16 protein-coding genes are annotated in these 12022 nt (G+C 43.3%); 11 read left to right on the top strand and 5 right to left on the bottom strand.

Annotation, left to right across the window (positions count from 1 at the left end; all coding sequences use genetic code 11):
• The first annotated feature begins 322 nt into the window (after window positions 1-322).
• The gene (locus EEJ45_RS07130; protein ID WP_124564114.1) at window positions 323-607 is read left to right on the top strand and encodes an ATP-binding cassette domain-containing protein; all 285 of its coding nucleotides are present in this window, start codon (window positions 323-325) and stop codon (window positions 605-607) included.
• A gap of 5 nt (window positions 608-612) precedes the next feature.
• Here EEJ45_RS07130 and EEJ45_RS07125 read toward each other — a convergent pair whose 3' ends face one another.
• The 5 genes from EEJ45_RS07125 to EEJ45_RS07105 form a co-directional block, all read right to left on the bottom strand.
• The gene (locus tag EEJ45_RS07125; RefSeq protein WP_124564113.1) at window positions 613-792 is read right to left on the bottom strand and encodes a hypothetical protein; all 180 of its coding nucleotides are present in this window, start codon (window positions 790-792) and stop codon (window positions 613-615) included.
• Between the two features lie 73 nt (window positions 793-865).
• The gene (locus tag EEJ45_RS07120) at window positions 866-1465 is read right to left on the bottom strand and encodes a flavin reductase family protein (protein ID WP_124564112.1); all 600 of its coding nucleotides are present in this window, start codon (window positions 1463-1465) and stop codon (window positions 866-868) included.
• Between the two features lie 18 nt (window positions 1466-1483).
• Entirely contained in the window at window positions 1484-2092 is a 609-nt protein-coding gene (locus tag EEJ45_RS07115; RefSeq protein ID WP_187695348.1) for an alpha/beta hydrolase, read from the bottom strand.
• A complete protein-coding gene (locus tag EEJ45_RS07110) occupies window positions 2089-3033 on the bottom strand; it encodes a ring-cleaving dioxygenase (RefSeq protein ID WP_124564111.1) in 945 nt (314 codons plus the stop codon). Before EEJ45_RS07110 ends, EEJ45_RS07115 begins: the two co-directional genes overlap by 4 nt.
• 42 nt (window positions 3034-3075) lie before the next feature.
• Entirely contained in the window at window positions 3076-3462 is a 387-nt protein-coding gene (locus EEJ45_RS07105) for a DoxX family protein (RefSeq protein ID WP_124564226.1), read from the bottom strand.
• Window positions 3463-3684: 222 nt separating this feature from the next.
• Between EEJ45_RS07105 and EEJ45_RS07100 the strand changes: the two genes are divergently transcribed.
• The 10 genes from EEJ45_RS07100 (at window position 3685) to EEJ45_RS07060 (ending at window position 11942) form a co-directional block, all read left to right on the top strand.
• Entirely contained in the window at window positions 3685-4185 is a 501-nt protein-coding gene (locus tag EEJ45_RS07100; protein WP_124564110.1) for a PTS sugar transporter subunit IIA, read from the top strand.
• A 172-nt stretch (window positions 4186-4357) separates the two neighbouring features.
• Window positions 4358-4807 (top strand): MarR family winged helix-turn-helix transcriptional regulator, encoded by a 450-nt coding sequence (locus tag EEJ45_RS07095; protein WP_124564109.1) that lies wholly within the window; start codon window positions 4358-4360, stop codon window positions 4805-4807.
• A gap of 4 nt (window positions 4808-4811) precedes the next feature.
• On the top strand, window positions 4812-5231 hold the full coding sequence (locus tag EEJ45_RS07090; RefSeq protein WP_124564108.1) for an organic hydroperoxide resistance protein: 420 nt from the start codon (window positions 4812-4814) through the stop codon (window positions 5229-5231).
• A 116-nt stretch (window positions 5232-5347) separates the two neighbouring features.
• Window positions 5348-5785 carry a low molecular weight protein arginine phosphatase gene (locus EEJ45_RS07085; RefSeq protein ID WP_124564107.1) on the top strand — a complete coding sequence of 146 codons (438 nt, stop codon included), beginning with the start codon at window positions 5348-5350 and terminating at the stop codon, window positions 5783-5785.
• 46 nt (window positions 5786-5831) lie between these two features.
• Window positions 5832-6269, top strand: coding sequence for a ribose 5-phosphate isomerase B (gene rpiB, locus EEJ45_RS07080; RefSeq protein ID WP_124564106.1), 438 nt, complete (start codon window positions 5832-5834; stop codon window positions 6267-6269).
• A gap of 146 nt (window positions 6270-6415) precedes the next feature.
• Entirely contained in the window at window positions 6416-6988 is a 573-nt protein-coding gene (locus tag EEJ45_RS07075; protein WP_124564105.1) for a TIGR01440 family protein, read from the top strand.
• A gap of 105 nt (window positions 6989-7093) precedes the next feature.
• Window positions 7094-7234 carry a hypothetical protein gene (locus EEJ45_RS18365; RefSeq protein ID WP_164464220.1) on the top strand — a complete coding sequence of 47 codons (141 nt, stop codon included), beginning with the start codon at window positions 7094-7096 and terminating at the stop codon, window positions 7232-7234.
• Between the two features lie 422 nt (window positions 7235-7656).
• Window positions 7657-8898 carry a serine hydroxymethyltransferase gene (locus EEJ45_RS07070; protein ID WP_124564104.1) on the top strand — a complete coding sequence of 414 codons (1242 nt, stop codon included), beginning with the start codon at window positions 7657-7659 and terminating at the stop codon, window positions 8896-8898.
• 108 nt (window positions 8899-9006) lie between these two features.
• Window positions 9007-9636 (top strand): uracil phosphoribosyltransferase, encoded by a 630-nt coding sequence (gene upp / locus EEJ45_RS07065; protein ID WP_124564103.1) that lies wholly within the window; start codon window positions 9007-9009, stop codon window positions 9634-9636.
• Between the two features lie 146 nt (window positions 9637-9782).
• The gene (locus EEJ45_RS07060) at window positions 9783-11942 is read left to right on the top strand and encodes a S8 family serine peptidase (RefSeq protein WP_164464219.1); all 2160 of its coding nucleotides are present in this window, start codon (window positions 9783-9785) and stop codon (window positions 11940-11942) included.
• Window positions 11943-12022: the final 80 nt, after the last annotated feature.

The raw sequence follows: 12022 nt of genomic DNA, 5'->3' as shown, positions 1-12022 counted from the left end.
TATTTTCTTTCGTTAGTTATATAGAGAGGGAATCCTCTCTTTGCTCTCTGAATGAGAGCGCCTGTTTTCCTTTTCCGCCCTGATGAAGGGTACCCTAATTGATGGGCTGCTTCTATATGAAGTAGTCCTTTTTATTTACAGAATATTTAAACTAAATATAAATTAGGAAAATATATCATATTTGTTTATATGTTAATATTTTCTTATTGAGCCTTGAAGGTTTTTATAGAAATAGAGATTAGAGAAGATTATTTTGTGAAGCCCTTAGTCGCTTAAAAAAGGAATATTTTTTTGTATACGTACTGTAGAAAGGACGTTATGGATGTTAAAAGTACAAGATTTGCATTTTTCTTATGACAACAAAGTTACAGTGTTAGATCATGTGAGCTTTGAAGTAGCTAAGGGAGATATGTTAGCTCTCATTGGTCCAAACGGCTGTGGAAAAACAACGCTCATTAAATTAATTTGTGATCTATTAGAAAAACAAAAAGGTTCCATTACAATTAACGGTGTGGATAGCCGTGACTTGGCTGCCAAAAAAAGACTTTTATATTTACAGGTATTTTGCTTATTTACACAGGGCGGTATGTTAATCAAGATTTTTTAGTTTTACTAGGATATATATTTCTTCCACATTATAAATATCATCCCACCGTTTGGTGATGGGATGATGATATTAAAGGCTTTAGTAAGCGATTCAGTTTCTTCATTAAGCTCAGGTGGTTTTAACTTAGAAGCCCCCACCTCTAAGCGAAGCGTAGGTGGCGGGTAGTTCACAAGTAATAATGCCAAGACCAGGATGTCCTAGCGCAAATTCAATAAACATAAAGAACAACAGGACCTTTTTATGTGTATATGAGAATTGTTACGGTCGCTCAATCTCAAACAGCTCCCCAAGCTTCGCGTAGCTGTTCCCCGCGAGGCGGCTGATGGGGCGAAGCCCTGTGGCATCGATTCGTCCGTTTTCGTAGAGATGCTCTGCTACGTGGAAGCGGACAACCTTGCCAATTAGCAAATCACAGGCCGGGCCGTCTCCTAAGGGAATCGCTTGCTCGAGCAGGCATTCCATGCGGATGCTGGCTTCCTCTACACCCGGCACGGCGATGACCTCACTTGGCACTGGTGTCAGCTTAGCGAGCTCTATTTCACTTTCATGAGGAGGAAGCTGCGCCGCTGTCATATTAATTGCTTCCGCATATGTTTCGTCTGAAATATGAACGACGAAGGCGCCGGTTTCTATCGCATTGCGTGCAGTGTCCTTTTGTACCCCGTTTTGTCGCTGAACAGAAACGGAGATGAGGGGCGGATTCGCAGTTACGATAGTAAAGTAGCTGAACGGAGCCCCGTTATGGACGCCATCTTTTGAGAGTGTGGTTACAAATGCTACAGGACGAGGGATGATACTCCCTGTCAGCAGCTTATAGTTATCTCGTTCACTTTGCGTGCGGGGATCAATACTGTGCACAACACTTCCTCCTCTGTACTATTTGTTTTTTTGTAGCCACGTCTTGGCGGCTTCTACTTCACTTCGTGTCAGCTGGTGCCCGAAGCTTTCCCAATGTACATGTACGTTTGCGCCGGCATCTGTCAGCAGGGCTTCTAATTCTGTTGTTTCCTGCGACGGACAGATTGGATCATTTGTGCCAGCACTGATGAAGACAGGGGTTCCCGCAAGGTCTGGCAAAGGAATCCCGCGGCGCGGCACCATCGGATGGTGAAGGATTGCGCCTTTTAGGGCATTTTGATAATGAAAAAGCAGACTTCCAGCAATGTTAGCACCGTTGGAATAGCCGACAGCAATCATATTGTTTCTGTTAAAGCCGTACCGCTGTGCCGCCTCTTCTAAAAAGTCATGTAACTCTTTTGTGCGAAACACCAAATCTTCTTCGTCAAATACGCCTTCTGCTAAGCGTCTAAAAAAGCGTGGCATGCCGTTTTCCAATACATTCCCACGTACACTTAGTATACTATAAGACGGCGCGATAAGATTGGCTAGAGGCAGTAAATCTGTCTCTGTGCCGCCTGTACCGTGTAACAACAACAGGGTAGGAGCGGAGGTATCCGCTCCTTGTTTATAAATATGCTTCATCATAGGTCCTCCTTCAGTACACGTACCTCAGCTGGCAATAGGATGCGCTCTAGCTCAGCACGTTTTGGCTCAAGCCATGGTGGTAACAGAAGTGTTTCGCCAAGCTGTTCAAACGGTTCGTTATGCAGGAAGCCTGGCGGATCTGTCGCAATCTCAAATAAAATCGCGCCTGGCTCTCGGAAGTAAATTGCATTAAAATACTGACGGTCCACAATCGGTGTGACTTGATGACCGTGCGCACTCACATGTTCACGCCATGCCTCGTGGTCGGCAAAATCATCGGCGCGCCAAGCGATATGGTGGACTGTGCCCACGCCCATGCGTCCTGGGGCCATTGTGGTTTGCTTGACATCAATAATATTGCCAAGGTCTCCCGATGCGCGGAACCGAATGAAGTCACCTTCTTCACCAACTCGCGTAAGTCCCATCACTTCTGTCAGAACGCGCATCGTCCTAAGGGGATCGGCACTTAATAGGACAGCGCCGCCAAACCCTTTAATTGCATGCGCGGCGGGGACGCCTCCAAATGCCCAAGCACTATTCGGTCCTTCCTCGCGTTCTGTAATCTCCAAATGCAAGCCATGTGGGTCATCAAACTCTAAATATGTTTCCCCAAAGCGTTCATATTTTGTAACTGCAAGCCCGAATTTGCTTAGGCGGTCCTCCCAAAACGTGAGGGATCCCTTCGGAACAATATATGTGGTAACGCCAACCTGCCCAGAACCGATACGACCCTGGTAGGCATTTGGCCAAGGGAAAAATGTGATGATTGTGCCAGGACTTCCTTGCTCGTTACCAAAATAAAGATGATATGTTCCAGGGTCATCAAAGTTCACCGTTTTCTTTACGAGGCGAAGCCCTAACACGCCTGCGTAAAAATCAACGTTTTCTTGGGGATTACCAACGATAGCTGTTACATGATGAATACCTGTTGTGTGTTTCATATGCTTCACCTCTTCTATAAAATCTTGAATTCGAGATATCTGTTATAATAAAGTGTAAGCGCCTGGTCCTATTAAGGCAACCCCAATCACGACGACAATTAGCATCAAATTGTACTCATATCCGTTTTGTGTAATCCAAAATCCATTTTTACCGTGTACAGTCAGAATAGCAACTAGCATAGATCCTGCGATTAGTATTGCACCTGCCCAAGTAAAAATTCCTGCTGCGAATAAAAATCCGCCTAGCAGCTCTGTAGCACCTGCCATAAAAGCCATAAACACGCCTGGTTTTAAACCAATTGATGCCATCCAGCCACCTGTTCCTTTTAGACCATAGCCACCAAACCAGCCAAATAATTTTTGGGCACCGTGCCCCATAAACACAATTCCGACAAACAAACGAATTAACAACAACCCTAAATCCATCAACATATTTAAAACCTCCAAAAAGTTAATTAACTTACTTTATGTAAGTAATAATAATTTTGTTACTTACTTTTGTCAAGTAACTATTTTTAAAATCTGTTGAAATTGCAAATTTTAAACAAATAGAACAAAGTTGTTAAGATTTTTGGACGATTATCCTCAAAGTAGAAAAATGAAACAAAATTACTTTATACTTATGAAAGTAAGTGTAAAGGAGGACGTAACATGTTAAAAAAATTATTTGGTTTATCAAAAACAAAAAAAGAAGAATGGGTTGTAGCGCCGCTTACAGGTGCTGTTAAAAATATTGAAGAAGTGCCGGATCCAGTGTTCGCGCAACGTATGATGGGTGACGGTATTGCAATTGTTCCTGAGGAGGGGGTGGTTGTATCTCCGGTCGATGGTGAGGTTGTTCAGCTATTTCATACAAAACATGCCATTGGTATTAAATCAAGCAATGGACTTGAAATTTTAATTCATGTTGGCTTGGAAACAGTTAATTTAAATGGTGAAGGTTTTGAAGCGCATGTCGCTACAGGTCAACAAGTAAAAGCAGGCGATAAATTGATTACGTTTGATCTGGCGTTTATTTCTGAAAAAGCAAAAAGTACGATTACACCTATTGTAATCACAAATGGGGATGCATTTGGCGCAGTTGATAAATCACTTGATATTCGTGCTGAAAAAGGTACAACACAAGTGATGAAGATAGCGCTTGAGAAGTAAAAATAATACGTATTGTTGCTTGATACATGCGCGGTTCTATATAGAATCGCGTGTTTTTTCATATAGTGAATTAAGATAAAAAGCGCGGGCATAATAGTTGACGATACATACTAGGTTTGTTATGATTGTGTCAAATTTAGTTGTGCACAATCTAAATGAGAGGTTTCTACAAATGAATAAGGAAATATTAAAGCTTGAAAATCAACTTTGTTTTTCGATTTATGCGTGTTCCCGGGAAATTACGCGCTTATATCGTCCCTACTTAGAAGAATTGGGTCTTACGTATCCGCAATATTTAGTGCTACTTGTGTTATGGGATAAAGGACCTTCTCTTGTAAGGGAATTAGGAGATGAATTGTTTTTAGACTCTGGTACGTTGACACCGATGCTAAAACGTATGGAGGCAAGCGGACTGGTAACGAGAGAGCGTTCCTCCGCAGATGAGCGTAAGGTATTTATTGCATTGACAGAAAAAGGAGAGGCATTAAAGGAAAAAGCGTATTGTATTCCTGAATCTCTTCTGCAGCAAAGCGGTGTTTCTCCGGCTGACTTTTCTAAGTTATTGGAGCAAAGCCGTTCGCTTTTACAAAATATTCATCAATACAATGAAAAAGGAGACTAACAATATGGAACATTTATACACTGCAAAAGTAACAGCAACAGGTGGAAGAAACGGCAAGGTTGTGTCTGAAGATAACGTCATCAACCTAGATGTGAAAATGCCAAAAGCGCTTGGCGGTCCTGGCGGAGAGGCGACAAATCCGGAACAATTATTTGCGGCAGGATACGCAGCTTGCTTTGATAGTGCGCTTAACTTGGTAGCTCGTACCAAGCGTGTAAGTGTTGGAACCACTGAGGTAACAGCTCATGTTTCAATCGGTAAAGGAACAGATGGCGGCTTTGAACTTGCGGCAGTATTGGAAGTAAAGGTACCGGGTGTATCTAGAGAAGAAGCAGAGCAGCTAGTGGCGGCAGCACATCAGGTTTGCCCTTACTCTAAAGCAACAAGAGGCAATATGAATGTACAATTAAAAGTAGTCGAGTAATACAGGAGCTGTCCGCTAATGCGGACAGCTTTTCTTATATGCGTTATACTAAGGGGAGGAAAACTTTATGTAGTTTGAATTACAAGAAACAGTATAACCTAAAGGAGGAAGTATACATGCGTGTCTTATTCGTTTGTACGGGCAACACATGCCGTAGTCCAATGGCAGAAGCATTACTTAGACACCACGGTCAAGATGTGTTTGAGGTAAAGTCGGCGGGCGTATATGCTGCACATGGTAGCGATGCTTCCGCTCATGCAAAAGAAGCGCTTAGTGAAAAGGGAATTTCAATCGAGCATCAGGCATCACAGCTCCAAGAGGAACAGTTGCTTTGGGCTGATATTGTGCTAACCATGACAGAGGGGCATAAGCAAACAATTTTACACTATTTCCCTGAAATAAAAGAAAAAGTTAGTACGCTATTTGAAGCGGCTTCTGGTACAAGAGGTGATATTTCAGATCCGTTCGGAGGCTCTTTACGTACGTATCAACAAACGAGAGATGAACTTGAAAATTTAATTTTAAATTTTATTAAAAAGCATAGTAATCGCTAGTATGAAGTGATATGTTTCATTATGTATAAATGGTGGAGGTGTCAGGATGAAGGTAGTTATAGCGTCAGACCATGGGGGAATCAATATTCGTAAAGAAATAATTAGATTATTGGAAGAGCTTAACATTGAATATGTAGATTTAGGTTGTAACTGTGAGGGCTCTGTCGATTATCCTGATTTTGCATTTCCTGCAGCAGAGATGGTTGCAAAAGGCGAAGTGGACAGAGGTATTTTAATTTGTGGTACAGGCATTGGTATGTCGATTGCGGCTAACAAAGTGAAGGGTGTTCGTTGTGCGCTTGTTCATGACACATTTAGTGCAAAAGCGACAAGACAACATAACGACAGCAACATGCTTGCGATGGGTGAGCGTGTGATTGGTCCTGGCTTGGCGCTTGATATTGCGCGCATTTGGTTATCAACTGAATTTGAAGGCGGACGTCATGAACATCGAGTTGGTAAAATTAAAAATTACGAAGCATGATGCATTGTAGAAAAAACACCATGAATAGTTGTTCCTTACATTTCACAAGCGTGATATAATTTGATGAAATATTCTAGAATCGGCAGTGTAACGCCGAACCTATCAAACAGTCGGTTCTGCAAAATGCCGTGAAAGGAAGAATGGCGATGAATGAGTTAGCGCATTTAAAAGAACAATTACAAACAGCGCTTTCGGATTTTCAGGAACAGGCTTTTTTAAAAGAAGGAAGTATTTTTGTGGTAGGCTGCAGTACAAGTGAAATTATTGGCTCACGTATCGGTACATCCGGGACGATGGAAGTTGCGGAGATTGTGTTTAAGGAACTTCTTTCATTTCAAAACAGTACAGGTATCGCTTTAGCATTTCAGTGCTGTGAGCATTTAAATCGCGCCTTAGTTGTAGAAAGAGAAACGGCTCTCAAGCACGGATTTGAGCAAGTAGAAGTGTTGCCGGTTCGTTCAGCGGGCGGTGCCCTCCCAACGTATGCCTATCATAACCTCAAAGATCCTGTGATTGTGGAGTTCATTAAAGCGGATGCTGGTATGGATATCGGCGATACGTTTATTGGGATGCATTTAAAACATGTAGCTGTGCCCATTCGCACGAGTGTAAAACAGATTGGTCATGCGCACGTCACAATGGCGAATACGCGTCCGAAGTTAATCGGCGGCGCCCGTGCCGTATATGCAGTCAAGCAAGAATCATTTACGTGTCAATAAGGCTATCTATACGGATAGTCTTTTTTTGCGCGGTGAAAATTGCTAAGCATGCAAACTTCGCTTCTTGCCCCATACTAAGTCATCTTGTAAAAAGGATGTGAAAACATGAATCAAAATAAAGGTTCACTACAACGTTTTGGCGGCAATGTGAAAGCGGGCGCAAAAAAGGCAGATGCAGAATTTGCACGCGAAATGCAAGCAAACGCAGAACGTGACCAGTTGATCAAGCAATCTAAACATAAATAACTAGCAAAGCAGCCCAAACGCGGGCTGCTTTTATTGTAGTGTTTGGAGAAATCGGCCGATAGAAGAGGAAATTTGGCCGATAGAAGAGGGAAATCGGCCGATAGAAGAGGAAGTTCGGCCGATAGAGAGGCAAGTTTGGCCGATAGAGAGGTGAATTTGGCCGATAGAGAGGTAAGTTCGGCCGATAGAAGAGGAAATTTGGCCGATAGAGGTGCGATGAAATCTTTTTAACGATGAACTTCACTTTTGACTTTTCTGTTCGTAGAATTTATTCTTTCACTATTAAGTACAATCATGTTAGAATAAAATTGAAAAATGTGAATGTTAAAAGGAATCTTGCCTTTATAATTCGTGTTTTTAAGATTTACAACGAATATAAATGCGTAAAGTCTTGGTTTCTTTCAGCGAAAAGGGGGATTTTCATGAAGCATTTAAAGTTGCAGGATGAAAAAGTGTTTCAAGCGATTATGGCCGAGTTAGGAAGACAGCGTTCTAAAATTGAATTAATTGCTTCTGAGAACTTTGTTAGCGAAGCCGTTATGGAAGCACAAGGATCTATTTTAACGAACAAGTATGCGGAGGGTTATCCTGGTAAGCGTTACTATGGTGGTTGTGAGTATGTGGACGTAGCGGAAGACATCGCAAGAGATCGTGCAAAAGAGATCTTCGGTGCCGAGCATGCGAACGTACAACCACATTCCGGTGCACAAGCAAACATGGCTGTTTATTTTACTATTTTGAAACAAGGCGACACAGTGCTTGGCATGAATTTATCCCATGGTGGTCACTTAACACACGGCAGTCCAGTTAACTTTAGTGGTGTGCAATATAACTTCGTAGAGTACGGTGTAGACGCAGAAACACATGTTATTAACTATGAAGATGTAAGAGAAAAAGCAAAGCAACATAAACCAAAGCTAATCGTTGCCGGCGCAAGTGCATATCCGCGTGAAATTGACTTTAAGAAATTCCGTGAAATTGCTGATGAAGTTGGCGCATACCTAATGGTTGATATGGCGCACATTGCCGGTCTTGTAGCGGCAGGTTTGCATCCGAACCCAGTTCCTTATGCAGACTTTGTAACGACAACAACACATAAAACATTGCGCGGTCCTCGCGGCGGTATGATTTTATGTAAAGAAGAGTTTGCCAAAGCAATCGATAAATCCATTTTCCCTGGTATTCAGGGCGGCCCACTTATGCACGTTATTGCTGCAAAAGCTGTCGCATTTGGCGAAGCGTTACAAGATGAGTTCAAAGCATACGCACAAAACATTGTAAACAATGCAAAGCGTTTGGCTGAAAGCTTGCAAAAAGAAGGATTGACTCTTGTTTCTGGTGGCACGGACAACCACTTAATCTTAATTGATGTTCGCAATCTGAACCTAACGGGTAAAGTAGCGGAGCATGTATTGGATGAAGTAGGTGTTACAGTAAATAAAAATACCATTCCATTTGACCCAGCAAGCCCGTTTGTAACAAGCGGTATCCGTATCGGTACAGCAGCGGTTACAACGCGTGGTTTTGGACTAGAGGAAATGGATGAAATTGCATCTCTAATCGCATTTACGCTGAAAAACCACGACAACCCAGAAGCGCTTGAAGAAGCGAAACGACGTGTAGACGCGTTAACAGCGAAATTCCCAATGTATCCTGAATTATAAGAATTTTTTCAAAGGGCTGTGTTTATCAAACACAGCCCTTGAATATTGATGGCGTTTTCTATACAATCGTACATAGTGCAAAAAAACGTCCGAAGGAGAGAGTATCACATGGGAAAACTTTACGTATTTGATCATCCTTTAATTCAGCATAAGCTCACATATATCCGCGATAAAAATACGGGTACAAAGGAATTTCGTGAACTTGTAGACGAAGTGGCGAGCTTAATGGCTTTTGAAATTACACGAGATCTTCCTCTTGAGGAAATTGAAATTGAAACACCGGTAAGCACAGCAAAGACAAAGGTGATTGCGGGCAAAAAGCTTGGCATTATCCCCATTTTACGTGCGGGTCTTGGAATGGTAGACGGTATCTTAAAACTGATCCCTGCTGCAAAGGTTGGGCATGTTGGTTTATATCGTGATCCAGAAACATTGCAGCCGGTTGAATATTATGTAAAGCTTCCTACTGATGTGGAGGAGCGTGATTTCATCGTTGTGGATCCGATGCTTGCGACAGGCGGATCTGCGGTAGAAGCAATCAACTCCTTGAAAAAGCGCGGCGCAAAAAGCATTAAGCTTATGTGCTTATGCGCGGCACCTGAGGGCGTAGAAACGGTCCAAAAAGCGCATGAAGATGTAGATATCTATCTTGCGGCACTTGACGAAAAATTGAATGATCACGGCTATATCGTACCTGGTCTTGGCGATGCTGGTGATCGCTTGTTCGGCACAAAATAAGAAGGGAATTCCCCTTCTTTTTTTATGGGTCACAATCTAATCGAAGTTCCTGAAGGTGCTTAGTGCCGAGAAGACATCGTCAGCACGGAATTTTTTTATTTGTAAATTTTTATAATTGCACAAGCTAAGCAAAAGGAGGTTATAGTATGATTCGAATTATTTTGCTTATCTTGTGTGTATGCGTATCACCTGCCCATGCGATGACGTTCCCGGATCATCCGAAGGCACCTGTACAATATGAGAATGAACAAGAGGTTGTCATTATTGAAGTAACACCACATCGCTTACGAGACGTACAAGCGCATATACATAATCGTTATCCAAATATAACAGTGCGTGCTGTATATCAAACCGCATTGCATGGGTTAAGCGTAAAGGGAAGCAGGCGTGAACTTCGGGAGCTATATCAAATACCGGGCGTGGAACGTGTTACACCGGTCACAACCTACAAGGCCCATATTAATGAAAGTGTAACACTGATTGGAGGACAGGCCGCGCACGGTTACTATGATGAAAAGGGAAACCGATTAACCGGCAAAGGCGTGCGCGTTGGTGTAATTGATACGGGAATCGACTACGAGCATCCCGATTTAAGAAGAAATTATCGAGGTGGTTACGATACCTTCGATGATGACGCTGACCCGATGGAATCTAAGAAAGTGGGACCCACCCTGCACGGTTCCCATGTAGCTGGCATTATTGCGGCGAACGGTAAACTGCGCGGCGTGGCACCCGATGCGACAATTATTGCCTATCGCGCCCTTGGTCCGGGCGGAACTGGCTCAAGTGAAACCGTATTGGCTGCGATTGAAAAGGCTATTGAAGATAAAGTAGATGTTTTAAATTTATCGCTTGGCAACGAGGTGAACGGTCCAGATTGGCCGACAAGCGTCGCTTTGGACCGAGCGGTAGAAAAGGGGATTGTGGCGGTGACCGCCTCAGGTAATTCCGGTCCTGCTATTTGGACAGTCGGGTCTCCGGGTACCGCTTCTAAAGCCATTGCGGTCGGCGCTTCTTCTCCCCGCCTTCGTATTCCTTATATTGATGTGGGGGGACGAAGTTTGCGGTTAGACGTGATGGAGGGATCGCCGGAATGGAATATCTCTCGCTCTTTACCTTGGATGCATGCCGGTCTCGGTAAAGAGATCAAAAACGCGGCAGGAAAGATTGTTGTATTAGAGCGAGGCGCCCTTACCTTTTCAGAAAAAGCAAAGCGCGCTCAAGAAGCGGGGGCTGAGGGTGTCATTATCTTCAATAATATGCGCGACTCCTTCCAAGGGGCGGTAGAAGGGGTAAATATTCCAGTCGCTGTTTTGTCAGGTCGCGATGGAAAATGGCTACTATCGCAGCAAGGTACGCTGATGGGGACGGTCTTTCGAGAAGAGCAGGATGTGTTGGCATCGTTTAGTTCGCGCGGCCCTGTAACGCAAACCTGGGAGATTAAGCCCGACCTTGTTGCACCCGGAGTCAGCATTCATAGTACGGTGCCCGGCGGTTACCTTGCTTTACAGGGAACAAGTATGGCAGCGCCCCATGTAGCCGGTGCAGCAGCACTGCTTCGGCAAGCGCATCCAGAATGGAATCCTGAGCAAATCAAGGCAGCGCTCATGAATACGTGCAAGCTACTATACCAAAATGGAAAACCATATACGGTATACGAACAAGGAGCAGGGAGACTACAAATCGAGAAAGCGTTACGTACAAAGACGCTGCTGTATCCAGCGGCACTCTCATTTGGATTATTAACAGGGCAAGCGCGCGTAAAGGTTGATGTCACGGTCGAAAATCGCACAGACGCGCCTCGTACCTATATATTCCAAACCCCGCCCGCCGTAACGGGTATACAATGGCATTTACCGCATACATTATATGTAGATGCGGGTGGAAAACGTACGGTCCCTATAGAAGCGGAAGTAAACACGGCTTTTTTGCGTGATACTTTACATCAAGGATATCTTACAGTAGTAGGGGATGGCGATATGGTGCAGCTGCCGTACTTGTTTTTTACGGGTGAGCCCAACTACCCGCGTATTATGGGCTTTCAATTTGCGCAAGGAGACGGAGCAGATATATATAAATATGAAATGTACTTACCGGGAGGAGCGGATGAGCTCGGTATTGTTCTCTACGATCCCGCGACATTCCAATATGTCGGTTTTTTAGATTATCGTCAAAATGTGACAAACGGCAGGTATGAACAAACTATATCGAAAAAACAATTTTTGAAAGGCACGTATAAAGCGCTTATCTTTGTGAAGAAGGGAAATAGGGAAGATACATTTGAGACTTTGCTAACATTTTCTTAGAATGGTATTTTGCAGTTATGAAAAATGGAATTAAGCTGAAATTTTTCGCTTTTTTTCGATTTGTCGTTGACACTATTAAA

The organism is Ectobacillus antri, from assembly GCF_003852715.1.
GTDB lineage: Bacteria > Bacillota > Bacilli > Bacillales > Bacillaceae_G > Ectobacillus > Ectobacillus antri.
The sequence above is the reverse complement of the archived record's forward strand: the minus strand, read 5'-3'. Positions and strand labels throughout refer to the sequence as shown.